14 protein-coding genes are annotated in these 21,918 nt (G+C 51.9%); 5 read left to right on the top strand and 9 right to left on the bottom strand.

Features of this window, described 5'->3' with window-relative positions:
- Nucleotides 1–460: 460 nt before the first annotated feature.
- The 8 genes from ACFQ88_RS22080 to ACFQ88_RS22045 form a co-directional block, all read right to left on the bottom strand.
- Nucleotides 461–3,850, bottom strand: coding sequence for a glycosyltransferase family 39 protein (locus tag ACFQ88_RS22080; RefSeq protein WP_379456758.1), 3,390 nt, complete (start codon nucleotides 3,848–3,850; stop codon nucleotides 461–463).
- 645 nt (nucleotides 3,851–4,495) lie between these two features.
- On the bottom strand, nucleotides 4,496–5,998 hold the full coding sequence (locus ACFQ88_RS22075; protein WP_379456756.1) for an oligosaccharide flippase family protein: 1,503 nt from the start codon (nucleotides 5,996–5,998) through the stop codon (nucleotides 4,496–4,498).
- Between the two features lie 802 nt (nucleotides 5,999–6,800).
- Complete coding sequence (locus ACFQ88_RS22070; RefSeq protein WP_239632310.1) at nucleotides 6,801–7,595, bottom strand: alpha/beta fold hydrolase; 795 nt, start codon at nucleotides 7,593–7,595, stop codon at nucleotides 6,801–6,803.
- 206 nt (nucleotides 7,596–7,801) lie between these two features.
- Nucleotides 7,802–8,800: an S-layer homology domain-containing protein gene (locus ACFQ88_RS22065; protein ID WP_379456754.1), complete on the bottom strand. Its 999-nt coding sequence runs from the start codon at nucleotides 8,798–8,800 to the stop codon at nucleotides 7,802–7,804.
- Nucleotides 8,801–9,030: 230 nt separating this feature from the next.
- Nucleotides 9,031–9,912: a carbohydrate ABC transporter permease gene (locus tag ACFQ88_RS22060; RefSeq protein ID WP_379456752.1), complete on the bottom strand. Its 882-nt coding sequence runs from the start codon at nucleotides 9,910–9,912 to the stop codon at nucleotides 9,031–9,033.
- 15 nt (nucleotides 9,913–9,927) lie between these two features.
- The gene (locus ACFQ88_RS22055; RefSeq protein ID WP_239632304.1) at nucleotides 9,928–10,893 is read right to left on the bottom strand and encodes an ABC transporter permease; all 966 of its coding nucleotides are present in this window, start codon (nucleotides 10,891–10,893) and stop codon (nucleotides 9,928–9,930) included.
- A 122-nt stretch (nucleotides 10,894–11,015) separates the two neighbouring features.
- Complete coding sequence (locus ACFQ88_RS22050) at nucleotides 11,016–12,644, bottom strand: type 2 periplasmic-binding domain-containing protein (RefSeq protein ID WP_379456750.1); 1,629 nt, start codon at nucleotides 12,642–12,644, stop codon at nucleotides 11,016–11,018.
- A gap of 360 nt (nucleotides 12,645–13,004) precedes the next feature.
- On the bottom strand, nucleotides 13,005–15,386 hold the full coding sequence (locus tag ACFQ88_RS22045) for an AraC family transcriptional regulator (protein WP_379456748.1): 2,382 nt from the start codon (nucleotides 15,384–15,386) through the stop codon (nucleotides 13,005–13,007).
- A gap of 519 nt (nucleotides 15,387–15,905) precedes the next feature.
- Between ACFQ88_RS22045 and ACFQ88_RS22040 the strand changes: the two genes are divergently transcribed.
- The 4 genes from ACFQ88_RS22040 (at nucleotide 15,906) to ACFQ88_RS22025 (ending at nucleotide 20,171) form a co-directional block, all read left to right on the top strand.
- Nucleotides 15,906–16,991 (top strand): sugar ABC transporter substrate-binding protein, encoded by a 1,086-nt coding sequence (locus tag ACFQ88_RS22040; RefSeq protein ID WP_239632297.1) that lies wholly within the window; start codon nucleotides 15,906–15,908, stop codon nucleotides 16,989–16,991.
- Nucleotides 16,992–17,056: 65 nt separating this feature from the next.
- Nucleotides 17,057–18,568, top strand: coding sequence for a sugar ABC transporter ATP-binding protein (locus ACFQ88_RS22035; protein WP_379456720.1), 1,512 nt, complete (start codon nucleotides 17,057–17,059; stop codon nucleotides 18,566–18,568).
- Nucleotides 18,569–19,558, top strand: coding sequence for an ABC transporter permease (locus ACFQ88_RS22030; RefSeq protein ID WP_239632293.1), 990 nt, complete (start codon nucleotides 18,569–18,571; stop codon nucleotides 19,556–19,558).
- A gap of 148 nt (nucleotides 19,559–19,706) precedes the next feature.
- On the top strand, nucleotides 19,707–20,171 hold the full coding sequence (locus tag ACFQ88_RS22025; protein ID WP_379456718.1) for a hypothetical protein: 465 nt from the start codon (nucleotides 19,707–19,709) through the stop codon (nucleotides 20,169–20,171).
- A 101-nt stretch (nucleotides 20,172–20,272) separates the two neighbouring features.
- Here ACFQ88_RS22025 and ACFQ88_RS22020 read toward each other — a convergent pair whose 3' ends face one another.
- Nucleotides 20,273–21,550, bottom strand: coding sequence for a serine hydrolase domain-containing protein (locus tag ACFQ88_RS22020; protein WP_379456716.1), 1,278 nt, complete (start codon nucleotides 21,548–21,550; stop codon nucleotides 20,273–20,275).
- Between the two features lie 165 nt (nucleotides 21,551–21,715).
- On the opposite strand from ACFQ88_RS22020, the gene ACFQ88_RS22015 reads away from it, so the two are divergent.
- Nucleotides 21,716–21,892: an aspartyl-phosphate phosphatase Spo0E family protein gene (locus ACFQ88_RS22015; protein ID WP_239632287.1), complete on the top strand. Its 177-nt coding sequence runs from the start codon at nucleotides 21,716–21,718 to the stop codon at nucleotides 21,890–21,892.
- Nucleotides 21,893–21,918: the final 26 nt, after the last annotated feature.

Raw genomic sequence — 21,918 nt, 5'->3', positions numbered from 1 at the left:
CAAAAACAGCATTATTTACATAGTGATCGGACTACAGATCCTTTATTCCGCCAAAATGCACTAATTTCGCATGAAAAAATAACAAATAACGGCCTCTCTGTCCGATCGCAGTGAAAAAGAGGCCTCATTCCAAGGAATAGTGGATCCTCTGTCCGATAGCCTGCCACCAACGGCTAGTACCCTTACAAATGCTAGGGATGATAACGATGCCATCGGACCCGATACTCTTAAAACTGAAGTAGCGATAAGGGTGCCGCGATAGGCTACTCCCTCCAGCTTTTTGCAAATTCATCGCAGTCTTGCGGTAATTTTCTTTAAACAGAGGCGGTCGCTTAAGAATTTTCCATAGGAAAACTGGCGTCGTAAGCAGAGATAACCCAACTCCCCTATTTAGCATCTCCGGGGAAATCGGGCTCTCAATAAGCGTAAACTTTCCCCTCATGGAGGAAAGACTTTTTCACTAGAAAAAAATCCATTGCGGCAGCCATTTTAGCATGTGCTCCGCGTATGTCCGGCTTACCGTCAGTCCGGATAGCACAGGGTAAAACATCGCGAAGCAGACAGCCGCCGCAGCCAAATACGCATACCCCCACTTGGCGGCACCGGGCATCCGATCTTGGATCTTTTGCCAGAAGTAGACGATAGCCAAGATCGAGAACGGAACCATAGCGAAATAGTGATATATAAATGTCATGCGCGGCACGAACATCCATGGAATGTACTGCGAGAAGAAGGCAATCAGCAGGAAGACGGCTGCTGCATTACGGTAGCGAAACACCGATGAAGCCAGCAGCAGTATAACGGCTGCAAAGCCGACCCACCATACCAAAGGATTGCCGATGGCCACAATACTGGAAATCGTGTCCGGCGCCAGGTCCGCCGCTCCGTAGTACCAGACGGGCTTGCTCATGACCGGCCACTGCCACCATGTAGAGCTGAACGGATGCGTCCCTTGCAGCTGGCTGTGGTAGTCCAGCATATATTTTTGATACAGCAGCACCTCTTTGAATCCGTGCCCCGGACCCGGGACCATCATAAACGGAGCATACGACAGCACATAAATAGTCGCCGGAACCAGCAGGTAGAAGACGCACGCCCATGCTAAAGTCACGATCGCACGGTGCGGAAATACCGCGCGGATGTGCTGCCAATGCTCCAACAACCGTACATCCGCCTGATATCCCGAATTCTTCAAACCGCGGACCGCTCGCCTATACTCCGCGTAATGAAGCAGCAGCCAGAGGAAGAACAAGGCCGCCAGACCGCAGCCTGCATACAGGACAATCCATTTCGATGCAGCACCGAGCCCGAAGCATAGACCGCACAAGCCAAACGGCACAAGGAACTTCCGCCAACCGTTATCAAACAAATTCATCGTGCAGCAGCGGTACATGAAGTAAAACATCAGCAGAATGAAAAAGACGCCGTATACGTCGATAGTAGCTATCCTCGTCTGGACAAAATGCAGTCCGTCCACAGTCATCAGGAACGCTGCGGCAAAGCCGTACTCGCTCCTGCCGAACATTCGCTTGCCGAACAAATACATAATCGGAATCATCGCTATGCCGAACAGCGTGCCGACGATGCGCCAGCCGAACGGATTCATGCCGAAAACCATGATGCCGACGGAAATGAGCAGCTTGCCCAGCGGCGGATGCGTCCACTCGTAAGGCTCAAGCTTGTGCAGATGCTCGAAGGCGGTTCTTGCATGATAAATTTCATCGAAATAGGTGCCATTCATGAAGGTAGCGCTGTACGCGCTCGTCTCCGATTCATCGGTCAAATTCGTCAAGTCGCCAACTGTTGACGGATCGACCCGATCCCCCTGCACAGACTCAATCGGTACAGGGGTCTCTTTATCCGACGCATAGACCGAAACCTCGTACAGTGCAAACGGAGGCTTGTCTACCGTCAGCCGAACATACCGGCCCGTCATGGAAACCGGTGTCGGCTGCCACATGAACGCCTTAAACGTATCGCTCGCTACGGAAATCGGTGTGCTCCATGTCTGGCCATCCTCGCTGATCTCATACGTGAAGCTGCCGTCTCCGATCCCGGAAAAACTGTTGATCCGGTCGATCGCAACCGTCTGTCCGAGACGGAATACGATCCGCTCCCCGCTCTGTGTAGCCTGCCATGCAGTCTGAGGCGCCTGAGTCGAACCGAGCTGGTAGAACGCCAGCACTGTATAGACTATGATGAGCGCACCGAGCAGCAGCGTATCCTTACGCGACCAGTTCAGCGGATGCCATCGGGGCAGCAGCCACTGCAAGCCGAAACGCAGGGATGCCGTGTCTTGTTTGGCTGAGCTAATCTGACCGCTTGCCCCTATGGTTTGTCCTATGGCTGCGCCAATGGCCTTGAATTGGCCCATTGCTTCCTTTTGCTGCGGTTTATTTCGTACGGCTCCGCTCTCCCGGCCCGCTTCTTTTTCCGTCGGCACAAGCTCCTTTGTCTCCCCGCGGATGATCAGCTTCCACGCCACGATACTCAAAGCGATAAAAAGCAGCACGTTGACGAAAGAAACGGCTCTGACAAAACTATCGTCTGAAGGCAGATGATACACGCCTTGAAAACTGCTGCGCAAAACCTCGTTCACATTGATGAACGTGGTCACACTGAAGCCGTACAGCAGAAGGAGAAGCCGGCGGTCTCTGGAATGAAGGAAGGCCTGAGCGAGAAGCGGCAGTGCATAGAACAAATACCGCTCGTGCATTTTGGCGATAACCATGAAAGCTCCTGCTATTAGCAGGGTGGCAATGACAAGGAGCTGCGTCTCGTCCTTGCTGCTCTTGAAGTACAGAAAGGCGGCGTACAGCAGCACAAGACCCATCAGGATCATGCTCCATGTCTGATAGGTGAAGAAAACCATGGGATCTGTGATTGATACAAAATTGCCCCCGAACAGGCTCATCACATTAAAAGCATTCAAGCTCGCGTACGGATAAGACGATAACGTCCCGAAGTAGAGGCTAACCAACCATAGAGGCTCTTTATGAACGAGAAAAGGAGCCGCTAACGCTGCGAACACCGCCAGTCCGCACCCTAAGCACTGCAGCAGCGTACGCCAGCTGCCTCGGCGTATAAACAGAACCAGCAAGATGAAGCCGAACAACAACGCCTGCGGTTTGATCAATAACGCAATGGCATAGAAGACGGACGCTCGTCTCAGCTTCCCGCTGACGATAGCTTCAAAGCATAGCAGCATCCACAGCATGAAAAAGGAATCCGCCTGTCCCCATGCGGCCGAGTCGACGATAACCGCCGGATTGAACAAATAGATCAGTGAAGCCCCCAATGCAATCGGAACCGCCGTATAGCGGGAGCCAAAGCGAAACAGCAAATACGAGGTCAATAGATCGGCGGCGATGGCCGGGCTTTTCAACAGCAGCAAAAATAACGGCGAATCGTAAGCAAGCTGCAGCGCGCTGCGAAGCCAGCCTACAGCATACAATACATAAATATACCCCGGGGGGTAATCGACAAATAGATCGGATGTGTAAAATCGCGTGATTCCGGCGGACGCGGCGTGATCAGCCCACGCTTTGAACGTATTCACATCTACATCGTAGCCGTATACGCCATATGCGATGGCCAGGCGAACCGCCAATCCGGCGCAAAGCATGGCGGTATATAGATAACGGGCTTGCAGCCAGCCGTTTTTTATCCCATCCTGATGCACGCCCATTGCCGCCGATTGCTTCATGTAACGGTACATCCATGCAAACCATATGGTGAAGAGCAAGCAATAAATCCAGGTAGAAATGATGTACGCCCCCAGTGACTTAGAATTTACGGAGCTGCCCGAGCGGAAGCGGCGCTCACCGTCCGGACACTCTATCTCTCTCAAGTTATACTCTTCGCACGAACCGTTCCGCCTGCGTCCATCGGGATCCTATCGGTCGATATCCGTTCGATGAGCCGTCCAGATTGTGTATTCATGCCGGAGTCATACTGATGCAATCGTCGTCGGACGCCGCCGCTCCTTTGGTGAAGGTGCTTTGGTGGACTTTCCATCTTACATTTTCGCTCCGCCGGTCGTCAGGCTAACAGTAGGCGTGCCTCGTAGGCTGCTGGCCCGATTCCGTCTGCTTTAAGACTGGAATCCATGACAGACAGTTGCAAAGTACCATTAATATACATTTTAACCTAGCAGCCGGGCAATTCAAGTTTTGCGATTTACCATGTCCCTGCTCCAAGACCGGATTTCGTTAAGCTGGGCAATGTCGCGAGCCTGCAAATGATGATAGGAAAGCTCCTCATTACACTTTATCACTTTACCGAACTTTTAAACGTTCCCATGTGGACAAAAAAACAGCGCCCCCCTAATCGGGAACGCTGTAATACCTTTTGTAGCTGATATGCTTCACTCATATTCCATCGGCTCACGCCGGTTTTGGGCTGTATCCGTGCCGTTCGATTATTTCCGGGGCAATGCTGCATGACGATGATCTGCCCCGACATGGATAACCGCTCTGTTCGATCCCCTGCCCGATCAATGGTGTTCATGCCGTGTCTTCGCCTGCTTGCCTTGCAGCCAGCGAAGTCGCGAATGATCGAACCGGGTGGATTCAATATACAACGTCAGTACTACCACGCAGGCAAGTCCCAATAGAACGAACCAGCTGTTTAGCTGCCCTGTCAAGCGGCCTGCCACCATACAAACAGCCATGGCCAGAGTCGGAAGAACCGGCTCCCCGTACGCCTTCCACCAGTTGAGCTTGAACCCTTCGAGATAAAAAAACCAGAACATCGACAGCGCAGAAACCGCCCAGCCGCCCGTGTACATCCATACGGCCAGCACAGAGTTGCTGGAGTTAATGAACGGCGCAACGGCAATAACGAAAATGCCCGCCACGATCATGACCCAGAAATTAGCCTTCGTTTTGCCGAGCCCGGCCAATATATTCCCCCCGAGCCGTCCGACGGACGAAAAAAAGACACCGAGCGCCAGCAGTCGGATGTAGGTGGCGGAATCGCCGGTCGTATAGCCTTCGCCGAACAAAAATCCGTTGATTTCGTTAGGATACATACAGATCGCAAGGGTCAGCGGGTACAAAATCAGATTGTTGTACCGGACGCACAGCGTTCCGCGCCGGCGGCTTTCTTCCCAATCCTTCGAGCTTTCCGCCACAAAGGGGAACGTAACGATCATAAACGCCCAGGTGACAATCCCGATAAACCCGGTAATACGAAAGGCATTGGCCAAATGGCCGACAGCAACCACCGAGCTTGCCCCTATGATCATTACGAGAAACGGCTGCTGGAAAGCTTTGGCTATATTGCCCGCCCAGCCAGGCACGCCGTACCGCATCATTTCTCTCATCTGCGTCAGCCGGATTTCTCCCATCCATCGTGGACGGTGTACCTTTTCCGCCTTCCAGCAAATGAAAATAGCCGTAAGCAGGGAGCCTACCCCCATCCAAAACGAGACGCCCCACAGCAGATCTCCGGCGATCGGCCACAGCACCCCGAGCACCATGCCCAGCGTGGAAAAAACAGTCGTAATAACCATAAACGTCGCCTGCGTCCCGAATTCCCGATTGCCGGAAAACGACGCCACCCCGATATTAATAACCGAGTTGAACACCAGCATAAGTGAGCTTATGATCAAGGCCCCTTGCAGTGACGGCAGCTGATACGTATGCGACAGCAGCGGAGCCAATACGGCCAGTACTGCGCTGACGACAATCCCGAACACCAGACTTCCGAGCAATGCCGTGCGGAACTTGCTTTGCACCGCTTCCTCCCGGTTGGTCGAAAAACCGTACACCAAGGCGGAATTGAACCCTACATTAAGAAATAACGTCACCATGCCGAAAATTTGCAGCAGCAAATTCACTTCTCCGAATAAAGCGGGGTCATTCAGCACGCGCGCCAAAATAATGCTCCCGACCGTTTGCAGCAGCTGATTGATGAAAAGACCGAGTACAATAATGGACACACTTCGCAGCAAAAAACGTTGATTCGGCTGAAGACTTATCTTTCCCGACACCATTTCGAGCACCTTCTTATGATTGTTGAACTACGTTAGTTTTTTGTATCGTAACACCGATTCCTCTCCCCGGCAATGCTCTTGCTCTTATTTGTCGATGGAATTTTGTCGTGCAGCTCTCGTTGGCGGCATCTTGGGTTTGCAGCCAACGGAAGGAAAATCAGAAGGTTGCTTGAATCGCTGTGGCTCTATCGACAGATATTGCTTTTCAGCGCTATCATGGCTTGGCGTGCTCGTTAGAACATAGTTCTCTATGCAGCAAACAGCGTAAGGAAAGCTTGTTTCTCTCTGACAGGTTTTTTTCACCATCGTTCAGATTGCGCGCTCCGAGGCCGTAACGCGGTTTTTCCGGCTTACAGACTCACCGCTGGGCTGAGCTTTGCCCTGTAACGCGGAAAAACCTCCTTACAGCGTGGCAAATCCTGCTTACGCGCCGCCTACCGAGGCCGTAACGCGGTTTTTCCGGCTTACAGACTCACCGCTGGGCTGAACCTTGCCCTGTAACGCGGAAAAACCTCCTTACAGCGTGGCAAATCCTGCTTACGCGCCGCATTCCGAGGCCGTAACGCAGTTTTTCCGGCTTACAGCATAAGCCGGAGCAGTTCCTGGCGCTGTTAGTCGGAAAATCCGACTTACAGCGCGGCAAAGCCGCGCGCCGGCGGCCAATGCCCGGCGCGCAAGATCCACAGCACGGGCTGCGCCGCTCCGTGCTGGCCCAATCGCCCGCGCAGCCGGCGCGCGGGCAAAAACAAGCCCGTCCCCTCCCCCTCAAACTCGGGGGTATGGGACGGGCTCTCTGCGGCCGCTATTTCACGGCCGCTGCGAAGCTCACTACCGCAGTCGCCAGCTCACTCGGCGACTCCATCATGCTCATGTGGCCTGCGCCGGCCACCGTGCGCTGGATGATCCGGTCGCCGCTAGCGGTAAACGTGCGCTCGACCGGAATGATTTGATCGTGCTCGCCCGCGAGCAGCAGCACGGGAACTTGCGCCTGCTCCAGCACCGCTCGGCGGTCCGGTCGGGTCCGCATCCCTTCGAGGGTGTTGACCGCACCCTCGGGGCTTGTGCCATTACCGATGCGGATGGCCTCCTGGACCGCTTCAGGCATCGACTGCACGTGAGCGGGCGCGAACAGCTTCGGGATCAGGCCGTCGATGAACGTCGGCAGCCCCTTTTCCTTGATCGTCTGAATGCTCTTCAGACGTCCCTGCTTGCCCTCCTCGCTGTCAGGATAAGCGGTGGAATGGATCAAGCCGAAGCCGGCCAGCAGCTCCGGACGGCGCTCCGCCAGCGCCAGTGCGGCATAGCCGCCGAGCGAGTGTCCGAGCACGATCGTACGGCCCAGCTCCAGCCGCTCGATGAGCTGCGCGATATCGTCGGCGATGGCCTCCATCGTGTAAGTTCCCTCCGGCGCACCCGAATCGCCATGCCCCCGCAGATCGGGGGTGATGAAGCGGCTCGTCTCCGGCAGCAGCGGCAGCAGCTCGTTCCAGTAAGCCGAGCTCCCGCAAAAGCCGTGCAGCAGCACAACGGCTTGTCCCTTGCCTTTTTCCTGATAAGCCAGACGCAGCCCGTCCAGCTCGACAACCTTTTTATCCATAAGAAGCAGCTCCCTTCGACGAATCATTATGAAATCATTTCATAGGCTTATTTTACCACATGCAAGCCGATCCCAAACGAGCGCGGCAAAGAAAAACACCCTACTCGGCAATCCGACAGGCTCTAAAGCCTTTGGCTAACCGATGAGGGTGTTTTATCGAGATATTTCTGCGCTGCAAAGCAGCAAATCGTCTTCGCCGCTGCAAATTACTCAGCCACTGCGCCCGTGCCCGGCGATGCCGGTGAAGCGATAGAATCCGACGGGGACGCTCCGCCTCCGATGACGCCTGGCAGCGTAACGGCTACAGGCTGCGCCACCGGCTTATATTTGGAAGCAACGTAAGTTTCAGCCTTCACTTCGGTGATGACTTGCGGGTACATCATGTCCGGATTCGGCGGAGTTACTTCGTATTGAATGACCGCCGTATTGTCAGCCTGGAACTGGATGCCGGTAATTTTCAGACCGTAGCCCGGATGCGGCATTTCACGCGACAATACGACCTTGTTCACCTCTTCGTTGACCTTCTCCACGCTCACTTTGACGTCGCTTTGCTGCTGAGGCGGCTGCGGCTTCTGCGCTTGCGCTTCTACAAGCTTGATCGCGTTATACAGCCAGGTTGCCGCTTCGCCGCGCGTAATTTCTCGTTTCGGGTAAGCTTTGCGGTCTTCACCGAGCTTGTCGATCTTGTGCAAATACAGACGCTGAATGTCACCTTGATATTTGATATCGATTTGATCTTCGTCCGCCAAAGCGATAAACATTTTAACGGTTGGGAAATCGCCCTTCGTGTACATGGCGGTTAGCAGCAAATTCGCGTATTGCTCCCTTGTCACCTTCGCGTTAGGATTGACGTCTTTCGGAATATCGAGGCCGTTCACTTTGGCGATAATAAAGGCTTCCGCATACCACGCATCGTTAGGAACATTCGTAAAATAGTCGGACGCCTCCGGCTTTTTGATGAATTTCACCAAATCCAGATTCAAATCCAGCCCCTTCACGATCATGCTGATGCTTTGGGCAAAGCTGATTTGGCCGCGGGGAGCAAAATGCTGGCTGTCGATCCCGCTCACGATTCCTCTATCCTTCAACGCGTTAACCGGCTCCTTGTCCGCAGAATCCAGATCGGTGAAAGCATAAACCGAACCGGCCGAAACCGTGCACAGCAAGGCTGCGGCAGAAACAAGCGTCACAAACTTCTTCTTCATCATCAATGTCACCTTCCCGTAGCGTATGTTTTATAAGTACCATTTGGTATCATTTCCATTTTCAACTCCGGAGTTACCCTCTAGACGGAGCAAGCTTTCCAAAGGTTGCACAGATGATATGAATTCGCCTGCATTTTTTTGCGCACAGCAAAAAGACCGCATCCCTCCTCTTTTACCAAAAAGGAGACTATGCGATCCATTTAGAGCATCGAGAGCTTTCAAACCAAGCGTTAGCCCTTCAAAGCACCCACCATGACGCCTTTGACAAAATATTTTTGCACGAACGGATACACGCACAAGATCGGCACCGTGGCTACCATGATGGTTGCATACTTGATCGTCTCCCCGATTTGGAACCTATCGGCCGCATCGGCCCCCGAGGACATGCTGTCAGTCGAGTTCGCCAGCAAAATTTCACGCAGTATCAGCTGCAGCGGGAATAGCTCACGATCCTTAAGAAACACCGACGCATAAAACCAGCCGTTCCACTTCTCTACCGCATAATACAGGATCATAACCGCAATGACCGGCATGGAGAGCGGAATAATGATTTTGAACAAAATCGTGAAATGATTCGCCCCGTCGATCTTGGCCGACTCCTCCAGACTTTCCGGCACCGACATGAACGCCGTACGCATAATGATCAGGTTGAACGTATTGACGGCAAACGGAATAATCGTCGCCCACAGGGAATCGATCAGGCCGACATTTTTGACGATCAAATACATCGGGATCAAGCCGCCGTTGAAAAACATTGTCAGCACGATAACAAAGATGAACACTTTATTCCACATGACGTTTCTGCGCGACAGCACGTAGGCTCCGAGCGCCGTCACGAGCAAATTGACCGCTACGCCGAACACGACGATAAACAGCGTATTGCGGTATCCTTTCAAAATATCCGGGTTGTTGAACACGCTCTTATAAGCTTCCACGCTGAAGCCTAGAGGCTTCCACAGAATCCCTCTGTGAGCAACGATCTGGTTCGCATCGCTTAAGGACGAGAAGGCCACGTGCAGCAGCGGATACAGCGTAATGACAACCAGCAGCAGCAAAATACCGTGAATACCCCAATCGAACGCACGTTCCATGATATTGGTATTTCTCTTCATAGCGATTCTCCTCCTTTACCAAAGGCTGCTTTGGTTCACTCTGCGGCTTACATAGTTCGCGGTTATCAACAGGATCAGGTTAATAACGGAGTTGAACAAACCGACCGCGGAGCTGTAGCTCCAGCCGAACTCGAGCAAGCCTTTGCGGTATACGAACGAGGAGATAACATCCGCCGTATCGTACGTAATCGGATTGTACAGCAAGATGATCTTTTCAAAGCCGACATTCAGCAGGTTGCCCATGCGAAGAATAAACATGATCGCGATCGTCGGCATAATTCCCGGAAGCGTAATATGCAAAATTTGTTTCCAGCGGCTTGCCCCATCGATTCGGGCCGCTTCGTACTGCTCCTGATCGATGCTCATGAGCGCCGCGATATAAATGATCGACTCCCAGCCGATTTTTTGCCATATTTCCGAAATCACGTAGATGCCCCGGAACATTTCCGGCTTTTGCAGCATCGCCTGTCCGTCGCCGCCGAAATAAACAAACAGCTGATTGACGATGCCTCCGCTGTTCGTAAAATCTTTAATCATTCCGCAAATTACAACGAGCGAGATGAAATACGGCATGTACGTGATCGATTGAACGATCCTCTTGAATGCTGCGTTGCGAACCTCGTTAATCAAAATAGCCAAAATGATGGGAGCGGGAAATTCAAAGCAAATTTGATAGGCGCTGATAATCAAGGTGTTTTTCAATATGCGCCAGAAATAATAGCTGCTGAAAAAATCGCGAAAGTGATCCAATCCGACCCAGGGGCTTCCTAAAATCCCTTTCATCGGACTATAGTCCTTGAAGGCAATGATCGCACCATACATCGGCGCGTAATGGAATATGGCGTAATAGACAATAACGGGTACCATCATCAAATACAAATATTTATTGAGCAAAAAATCTTTGACAAACCGGGAAGAAAAGCTTGCGCGATTCACTGCGCCAGTCTTCGTCGTCGTTTCTGCAGCAATGGTTTTGGCCATATCATTCCCCTCCTTCCGTTAGGTCACGTAGCACGGTGCCGGCATCGGCGCAGACGGTAAAAATTATGGGTAGGGCACCGGAGAAGCTCGAAGCTTCCCCGATGCTTACCTGCAATCATCGTTTACCGTTTGTTATAACGATCCAGAGCCGCTTTCTGAATTTGAATTGCGCGATCCAGATTCAGCGTTTTCAGCTTCGCCATATACTTGTCGAAGTTTTCCAGAGGCTCATTGCCAAGAATAATTTTGAGCGTCATTTCATCGACCAGCGTGTTGACATCGGTCATAATTTTCGCAAGCTCCGTGCTCTCGGCAGGCGTAGCTGTGATCGGAGGAAGACCGTATTTGTCGACGTCGGTTTTTTGCCAGATCGTGATGGCGTCCTTCTGTTCAGGCATGGTCAAATATTGCTCGATGTATCGTTTATCCTGAACGAACGGTCCGTTGTAGTTGGCGCGGATATGAAGCGACATCGCTTGGGCAGGCGCCAATTTGTCCGGGTTGTTCATCAGCAGATCGGTATATTTCGGATAGCCGTTTTCCATTTTGTAGCTGACGCCTTCCGTTCCGAAGTTAAAGAACATGTGGCCTTCTTCGCTGTAGCCGTAGTCGAGCAATTTGGCCGCTAGCTCGGCATTTTTGGAGTTAGCCGTAATGGCAACCATGCCGCCTGGTGCGAAGGCAGGGTCCTTTTGACCGAAACGTGGCGTATCGCCTTTTTTCAATACCGGATATGGAGCTGCTACGAGCTTCGCTTTCGGATCTTTGGCCGTCAAGATCGGCATCCATTTGCCGATACCGCCGCCGGTGTTGCCGATGGTAGCGCCTGTGGCATTCGAAGCCAAATTCGCGTCCAGCGTTTTGCTGTCTACGGTTGCGATGTTTTTGTCGATCAGACCTTCGGCGTACCATTTGCGGAATGTAGCAAGGAACTCTTTATATTGCGGCTCTGCTGGGCCGAATTTGATTTGGCCGTTTTCTTGATAGAACAGACGGTTCACGCCGTAAGCTCCGATGAACGCGCCGTTATAAACCTGCTCCAATGGACGCGGCACGCTGAAGAACGACAGCGGAGCGGCGGCACCTTTCTTTTCCTTGAATGCTTTCAGCACGGTATACCATTCATCGATCGTTGTAGGAACAGGCAGCCCTAGCTCGTCGAGCCAGTCTTTACGAACAATCGGTCCTTGGAACACTTTCAAATACTCGTCGCCGCGGATGAACGGGAACGCGAAATAGTTGCCTTCGTCCGTCTTGACCATCTTGTCGACTTCCGGATGCTCCTTGAGGTACTTTTTCAAGTTAGGAGCGTGCTTATCAATAAGATCGTTCAGCTTCAGAATATAGCCGTCCTTGATCGCTTTCTCCGGTCCGCCCGGGAAGTTCAGCCAGTTGTATTCGATCATGTCGGGAAGCTCGCCCGATGCGAGCAGCACGTTCAGGCCTTCCTTCGCCTGATTGGCAACCGGTGAAGTAAATTTCAGCGGTACGCCGGTTTTCTTTTGCCATTCCTGGAAAAACGGCATCTCTCCTAATGAAGATTTAATACCCACCGCATTTCCGGTCAATTCCGCCCAATAAGTGAGCGTCTTGTCGGTTTTCATAGGATAAGTCGTTGCCGCGGCCGGGGTGCTGGTGTTACCTTTGCCGCTGTCGGCGGGTGCTGCCGGTTGATTGGAACAAGCTATTGCCAAGCTGCTCATCATGGTGGTGATCGTTACGATAGGGATGATTTTGCTTCTTTTTTTCATCGCTCGTGACCTCCCGCATCCTTCGTTTAATGAGTGGTGACTCATAGCTTTATCATAATGACAACGCTTACAAAATGATATCGGCAATTTTTCACATTCCATCGTCAATATGCAATTTCAGACTATGCAAAAACTCCAAAACCATCGGCAAAACAGCCAATCCCTCCTATATTATGGTAAAAATATGTCGATACTTATCCAAAAATGAGCCCATTTCCCGGCTAATTCGAGTTCATGTCAGCGAGCCTATCGCTTCGACAAGCAGCTGCGCCGGCTCGTCCCGGAAGCCGAATAAGCGCCCCCGGCCTGCCGCAGCAGAACAGGAAGCGCTATAAACTTGTAATCTTGAGAAGCTGCCGCTTAAGCTTGGATAGCTTCTTTATATTTGCCTGGCGTAATGCCTTCATATTTCTTGAACGTACGGATAAACGCGTTCGGATCGTTAAAGCCGACCAGCGCCGCGACGTCGGTTACGCTTTTCTTTTGCTCGACGATCATCGATTTCGCCTTTTCAATCCTCACTTTGTTGATAAACTCCAGCAGACCGCCTCCGGTCTGATCCTTGAACAGCTTCGAAACGTAAGTCGCCTTCATATCCATATGCTCTCCAATCATGGAGATGTTCAAATTCGCATCATGGTAATGCTCCTCGATATAGGCCGTCACTTCCGCAACAAGCCCTTTGAGCGTTTCCTGCCGCGCCTGTTGAATATTTTGCTGCCGTTTGTCCGAGGTGTAACTGCATACCTTCTCGAGCATTTCCGTCAGCATCCCCTGCATTTCCTTCACGGACTCGCAGCTCAGCAGCTGTTCAATCGATTTCGGGTGGTTCCGCAAAAACGGCCCCTGCCCGTCTCCGATTTCATTCGTCGTCTTGACCATCGTGCTCGCCAGATTGAACAGGAGGCACTTGGCCAGCGGGATCGAAAGCGGTGGATGGCCGTTAAAGTTGCGGGCGATAATATCGTCCAGCAGCTCCTTGGCCCGGTCCAAGTCGCCGATCTTCATCGCGTTCATCCATTGCTGCTCGACGGCCAGAGGGTAATAATAGCCTACGGGCCCGTCGGCTTCGGATTCCTTGCGGATCGTAGGATACGCGAGAATCTCGTCGGTCCCCATCACGAGCTTATATTCCATAGCCACGAGCGCTTCGGAATAGGCCTCCGAAACGCCGGACATCGATGAATGTACACTGCTGATAGACAGCGTGAGATGGATTTGATACCTTTGCAGCAAAAATTGCTGCGCCTCCCGCGCGATTCGGAGCAATTCCTCCTCGCGCGACTCGCCGTCCCCGGCACGAAAGTTAATGAGGCAGGCGAACGTCTCGTCGATTTCCACGGCATACCCGCGGTGCTTCTGATTGGCCAGCTCCTCTACCACGTTCGTAACAATGAACTGCAGCAGCATGTCTTTGTCTCCGATGTCCATTCCCTGAATGCTCTCGAAGAATGCTCCGCGTTCCTTCAAGTACAGCAGCATCACCGCATAATCATCGGACAGCGGCTGCATATGATATGCCGTCAGCGCCTCGTCGAGCGGCACCGACGTATCCAGCTTCCCTTTCAACAGCCGGCCGATGAAATGAGACCTCAGCACATGGCGCTGCTGCTTCATCTGTGCCGTATATTTATCCATCTCGCGCAACGTTTTATGAATGGACTGCTCGATGAAATGGAATTCGTTGCCGCCCTCGCCGACAGCTCCGCCGTTATGGTTATTGCCGGCGACAGCCTGCATCAGCTGGCGTACCGGCACATAGTTTTTGCGCAAAAAGAAATACGTCAGGACGATGCCGCCCGCCAGGCTGATCAGAATGCTCATGTACGTCAAATTGCGCACCTGCTCGGCCTTTTTCCAATATAGCCTGCTTGGGATAACGGAGACGTACTTCAGCTCGGAGAGGGCCGAATGAATATAGAGCCCCTCCATCTTCTGCCCGTCCTTCGTAAAATAAAACAGTCCCGAATTGCCCTCGAGCCGGTCATATGGAAACTCAGGAGCCAATGCGCCCTCCGTGCTCGAGACAAGCACCTCATTGTTCTTATTCAGAATGAGGACTTGCCCCTCCTTATAGAATTGCATGTTGGAGATCGGTTTCAGGATTCGCGACTGGTCCAGCAGGATGACATTCGTGCCAAGCGGCTCCTGGCCCGGGCCGGTTGAATAGCTTTTCACGAATGCAACCGCTTTCTTTAAGATCCCGTCTTCACCGAGCCAAGGCATGGCGACATACCCTTTATAATCGATCTGCTTCATCAACCGGTTCCACTGCTCGTAGGTAACGCCGCCTCCTTGATGCATTTGCTGGTAGCCAAGCGTAGAGCTCCACGTCACGCCGGGCAGAAGCAGCATATCTTCGGACGCGTAATAAATATAGAAGCTATCCAAAAAAGGATAGGACGATTTGTACAGCTTCAAATCCTGCGTAACCTGAAACAGGTCATACCGGTGGTCGTTCGGAAAACGGTACTTATTCGAGTACAGAAGATCCTGTATTTTCACGTTCCACATCATTTCAAAGCTCAGCCGTTCCATAGACTGGAACTGGTTATCCATCATTTCCCGGATTTGCTTCAGCTGAGCGTCGTTAGCCTGATGAATTTCGCTTTCCAAAGTATGGCTCGACGAATTGTAAACAATAATGCTGATAACAACAGGAAGCAGCAGAACAGCCAAATATGAAAGCAGCCAGGTAAGTACCACGCTGCGGCGTCGAAATCGGAATGCTTTCCAGAACATCGTCGGGTCCCTCCCCTTGGAGCCTAAGGCATAAGCAATAAACGGGTTGTTACCTGTCACGCGGATAGGATTTCCTGCAACTTACAATTGAACGCGGTCGCTCATCTTTGAAAGGGCCTCGATAAAGGTTTTCTCACCGGAAGATATAGTCATTTGGTCATGCAAAAATGCTCTTCGGAGCATAAATGCCTAGCTTTATTCTAATTCCTATGTCACACATTTGTCACTAAATTTCGTCGATTTCCATAAATTCTTTTTCCTTTTTCAGGGCATATTTTCCAGAATTGTCGACACCGGCGGCATCCCCATGGAGAGCATGGTTTAGTTATTCCCAATCCGCGCGGCCTATGATAAAATATAATCTTGATGCGTTCTCAGAATTGTCATGTTTTGTCGAACGGAATCGAATCATTATGTAAAATATTATTGACCGTTTGCAAAATGTAGTGATAAAATACAATTACCAAGTAAACGCATTGGAATTATATTTTTTAATATTTTGGGGGAGGAAGAACTAGAATGAAACGATGGAAACAGAGCATAGCTCTCATGTTCGTGCTGATTCTTGCGATCGGCCTGGCGGCATGCGGAGCGAAACCGGAAGCTACGCCTCAGAACGGCGCGGCACCGGCTGACAATGCAGGTGCAGGCGGAGCTTTCGCGAACAAAAAGATCGCCCTGATCATGCAAATTAACCTCGGTACTTTTTCCGCGCAATACATAGAGGGCGTGAAGGAACAAACCGAGAAGCTCGGCGGTAAAGTGACTGTATTTACGGCTGACGGCGACTTGGCCAAAATGTCCTCCAACCTGGACGCAGCCATCAACCAAAAGTTCGATGCGATTCTGATCGACCATGGTACGGCGGAAGCGCTGGATGCCGGCATTAAGAAAGCGCTGGAGAGAAAAATTCCGGTCGTTGCATTCGATGCGGACATCAAGACAGCCGGCGTAACGGTGCTTGAGCAAGGCGACCAGAAGATGGCTGAAATGACGCTGGACAAGCTTAGCAAAGACATCGGCGGCAAAGGCAACATCGTGAAAATCTGGGTAGCCGGATTCGCTCCGATGGAACGCAGACAAGTAGCTTATAAAGATTTCCTCGATAAAAATAAAGATATTAAAGAAATCGCCGCTTTCGGCGCTGCTTCCCAGAACACTGCATTGGATACGCAATCCCAAATGGAAGCGATCCTGAAGAAATATCCTAACAAGGGCGATATTACAGCGGTTTGGGCTGCTTGGGACGAATTCGCCAAAGGCGCTGCCCGCGCGATTCAGCAAGCGGGACGTACCGAGATCAAAATTTACGGTATCGACATGAGCGATGAAGACCTGCAGATGATACAAGATCCGAAAAATCCTTGGGTTGCTTCCGCAGCCGTAGATCCTAAAGATATCGGACGCATTCAAGTACGTTACGCTTACCAAAAAATCAAAGGCGATCAAACGCCGGATAAAGTCGTTCTCGACCCGGTATTTGTATCCCGCGATCAATTGCCTACTACGCAAATTTCTACAGCTCAGCTGAGCGAGCACGTCAAGGGCTGGGGCAACAGCCAGCAAGGCTATACCGACTGGCTGAAGCAAGCCGAGAAGAAATAATAGCTCTACGTCCCATCGGTGATGACCGATGGGATTTTCCATTGAAATAAGGAGTGTGATGCCCGATGTCTAACGCCACTGCCCTACTACAAATGAGCCGGATATCGAAGTCGTTTCCCGGCGTCAAGGCACTGCAGCAGGTGGATTTCGAAGTTCGCGGCGGGGAAATTCATGCGCTGCTCGGTGCTAACGGCGCAGGCAAAAGCACGTTGATCAAGGTGCTCTCCGGAGCCTATATTCCCGATGAAGGACAAATCAGCATCGACGGGGAGCCTCTCCATATCGCCAAACCGCTCGATGCCATGCATGGCGGCATTCAATGTGTGTATCAGGAAGTCGATACGGCGCTTGTAGCGAACCTCACCGTTGCAGAGAACATTATGCTCGACCGATTCACGCAGCGAGGCCGGGGCCTGATCAACTGGAGCCGGATGAACAAGGAAGCCGAGAAAATCATTAACGACATCGGCCTGGCTATCGATGTTCGGCGTCAGGTCGCGGAGCTGAGCATTTCGCAAAAGCAGCTCGTGCTTATCGCCCGCGCTCTCGCACAGAGCGCCAAATTTATTATTTTCGATGAGCCGACGGCTCCTCTCAGCAATGAAGAAGCGGATCAGCTGTTCAAAATCATGGAACGGCTCAAGGCCGAGGGCGTAGGCTGCATCTTCATCTCGCATCGTCTGAACGAAGTGTTCCGCATTTGTGACCGGATCACCGTCATGCGAGACGGCAAGCGCATCTCGACTCAAGCGGCCGCTGAGACGAACACGCAGGCCGTGATCGAGCAAATGCTCGGCCGAACGTTCGAGGAAGAGTTCCCGAAGGTGACGGTGCCGATCGGCGAGCCTCTGCTGGAGGCTAAGGGCGTTACGTTCTCGACCAAAGTGCGCGGGGTCGATCTGACCGTTCACCGCGGCGAGATCGTCGGCGTCGTCGGCCTGGTCGGCGCAGGCAAAACCGAGCTGTCCCGCGTCTTGTTCGGAGCCGATCCGCTGGATCGAGGCGAGCTCACCATGCGAGGCAAGCGGCTCAAGCTCGGCAGCCCTACGGATGCGGTACGCGAGGGCATCGCGCTGATTCCGGAAGAGCGACGCAAGCAGGGCATTTTGGTCGAGCAAACGGTAAAGCACAATTTGTCGCTTCCGCTCCTTAAGCTGTTCAGCACCTTCGGCTTCGTGCAGCGGTCGAAGGAAAACGCGAACGCGAAGGATATGATCGGCCAGCTCGGCATTCAGCCTCCGAATATGGAACAAACGGTCAAATATTTAAGCGGCGGCAACCAGCAGAAAGTCGCCGTAGGCAAATGGCTTCCGACCGAAGCTCAGGTGTATTTGTTCGATGAGCCTACCAAGGGCGTCGACGTCGGAGCGAAGAGCGACATCTTCCGCCTGATCGGGCGGCTTGCCCAGGAAGGCAAAGGCATCATTTATTTATCCTGCGAGATCTCAGAAATATTGGGCATCGCCGACCGGATCCTTGTCATGAGCTATGGGCAAATCGTCAAGGAGCTGCGGCGGGAGGAAGCTACGCAGGAGCAAATATTGTATTACGCTAGCGCAGGGGAGGCTGTGGTTTAAGTGAAAGAGAAACTGCTCGACTATTCATACAAGTACGGAGCGCTAATTATTATCGCGGCGGTCATCATCGTATTTTCTATCGTCAACGAAAACTTCCTGTCCTATGACAACATGACGGACATTCTGCGCTCCATCTCGATCGTTACGTTCGTTGCCATTGGAGTGACCTTTTCGCAAATTGTCGACGGCTTCGACTTGTCGGTAGGCTCTACCGTCTCTCTTACTACAGTCGTCGTCGCCACCATGATGGTTTGGTACCAGCTTCCGCTTATCGTCGTGCTGACCGTGCCTCTGCTGATCGGGGCGGTCATCGGATTATTGAACTCGCTCCTTATCGTTAAGGTGAGAATTCCCGATCTGCTTGCCACATTGGCCGTCATGTATATTATCGGCGGGGTTCACAAGACGTACACCAAAGGATTTTCCATTTACAATAACATGCAAATGCAGGATGGCACGAAGGCTCCCGGCAAATTTCTGGAGTCGTTCCTGTGGATCGGACAAGGCAAGCTGTTCGGCCTCCCGGTGCCCGTGCTGCTGATGATCGTGGCGGTCATCGTCGTCCACATCTTCTTGACCTACACCCGTTGGGGCCGCCAGCTGTATGTTACCGGCGGCAACAAGGAAGCCGCCCGCCTCTCCGGTATTTCCGTCAGCCGGGTTCGCACGCTGGCGTACGTGCTTTCTGGCGTGTTCGCCGCTATCGGCGGCATTCTCTTCGCCGCGCGGGTCGGCTCCGGCCAGATTGACGCCGGAGCGCCGATCCTGATGGAATCGGTAGCCGCGGTATTCGTCGGCTTCTCCGTCTTCGGCGCAGGCAAGCCGAACGTCATCGGCACGTTCTTCGGCGCCGTACTGATCGGCGTTCTGTTGAACGGGCTGACGATGCTCAATCTGCCTTATTACGCCTTTGATATTATCAAAGGGACCGTGCTTGTGCTGGCTCTCGCCATCACCTTTATTCACTTGACGCGCAGACGGACTCATTAATCCGCGAGCGGAAAGCGGAAAACGGCGAATCCCCCGTTCTTGAAGGTTCATTCAGGAACGGGGGATTTTTATGTAAATAGAAACATTTTCCATTTGCCGGCGTCTATCCTTAAGTAATCAATTCTATCGTTTAGCGGAGGGATTCTATATGACCCGGCAGCGCCCCGTTACTTACACTCTCTTTTTCACAGTCGCTTCAATACTGTTCCTTCTGTTCCTATTCATCCTGGATCCTATCCGTGCCCTTGGCTGGGTACTGATTCCCGTCCATCAACACCATGCCGAACGGTATATGACCAGTCTGCAACAAAACGATTTCACCAGTACGGCAGCATCGACGAACCGCGGCAAGGCCGACCAGACCGAGTGGATCGATTGGATGGAAACACTGCAGGAGCAGGATTTTTCCGTTGTACAGTATTCGAACCTGAAAGTTCCTTACGACCGGGAACGGATGGACGGCATGGCGGATGTGACTTTTCACACGAACGGAAATCAAGAAACGTACCGAATCCGAATGAATTTTGCGTTAAACGGGGTTAAGCAAGCCTGCATCGTTCCTGAGGAAACGGAATTTGCAAGACGATGGAATGCAGTCCAGTGCCGGTTGTAAAGTCCTGACTACTGCATAAGCACCAAGCATCACAGGTATCAATCCCAACATGCATGCAAGTGGTCATACCCTCCCTTATCCTTCATTCCGCTACACGGTATTTAGCCACTCTTTCTCGCCTCATATCCATCTTCTCCAAGCCAATATACGGTAGCTCCGGTCACTTCGTCCGATCCGTTTTTGTGGAAAGAAACGCGGACATAAACCGCTCCAGCATGAAAATCGGCTTGATCCGGAGTTTCGGATACTAGGAATAGCTCCAGCTTAAATCCGAATATCGTAATAAATAGCCGCCCTGCTTCCACCGCAACCGGAACGGGCATGAACGCTTCATATAGCCCGGCAAATGAACTGTAATCCATCCGTTGCTTCGTATCCGACAGTTGAGGATGGACGGGCTGGCTCACCGGCTCTCCCAGCATGATAGATGCCAAGTCCCGATTTATCCTTTCAAGTGGTGATAAAAGGAAATTGCTTAACGTCACGACGCATACCCGCTCCCGTGGAAACCGTGTGATCCGGGTACAGTAGCCCTCGCCAAGCCCGCCATGATGCATGCGATCTCTTGCAGTTCCTCCAATAACCTGCTGATCGATATGCCACCCATAGCCGTAGTTATGCAGATACGGTGTAAACATGCGCATTCGGCTTTCCCGGCTTAGAAGCCGGTCGGAATACAGCGCTTGATCCCACACATACAGATCATAGGCGGAAGAGTACAGGCCCGCTGCACCGGCTTGAGTCGACATATCCATGAACTCCCCATTAACCATGCTGTTTTCATATGCCGAATACCCGGATGCTTTATGCTTAACAATCCGCCGATCCGTTTCGTATCCGGAACGGTTCATTCCCAGCGGTTCGAATATATACCTATCCAAAAATTCACCGTATTTTAGTCCGGATACCTCTTCGATCAAATAGGTGAGCAGGATATACCCGGAATTTGCATAGCGAAACCTCTCTCCCGGGATAAATTCAAGAGGGTTGTCCATGAACTTTCGAATCACCTGCTCCAGCTTCATATTTGCTTTAGTATTAAGTCCTACAGGATTAGGCAGGCCTGATGAATGGGTTAACAAATGATGTATGGTCATCCTGCCGTCAACAGGGAATTCAGGCAAATAAGATCCGACAGGCTTATCTATATCCAGTGCACCGCGCTCGTGGAGCAGCAGAATCGCTGCCGCCGTAATCATTTTGCTGATCGAGGCTATGCGGAATACGGTGTTCACGTCGTTCTCCACCTCATGCTCGTGATTGGCCATACCATACCCTTCATGTAAGACGATATTGCCATCACGGGCTACCAGAACCGTACCGCTGAAAGCATTCATTTGCTCATAAGCACGAAGATAATCGTTGATTTCGTTTCTCATTGGCTGCCTCCCTCTTGTACAACACCATAGAAACAGGTATACTTTGCAACGAATCATTCCCAAACAGCTATAATTTTTCTATAAATAGGTGAGGAATTTCCCAAAAGGCTCAAAAGCATGTTAGAATAGATGTAAGATTTTTGAAGGTTAGGGGATTTATTGATCATGGACTTGGCAGAACAAGTGGAAGTGCTTAGGGCGAGACTCGTTGAGCTCGTGAACATGAAACAAAATTTTTGCGATCAAGAAGTGATTGCCCTTAGTCAGGAACTGGACGTGCTTCTTCTCCTGCTGCAGTTCAAATCCAAACAACAAGAAAAAGATGCGAGGCAGGAGGTGTAAAGATCGACGTCGTCTCCACATCCCCG

This window comes from Paenibacillus sp. NPDC056579 (assembly GCF_042793215.1).
Classification (GTDB): Bacteria; Bacillota; Bacilli; order Paenibacillales; family NBRC-103111; genus Paenibacillus_S.
Note: the sequence above shows the minus strand (reverse complement) of the source record. Positions and strands in the feature narration are given on the sequence as shown.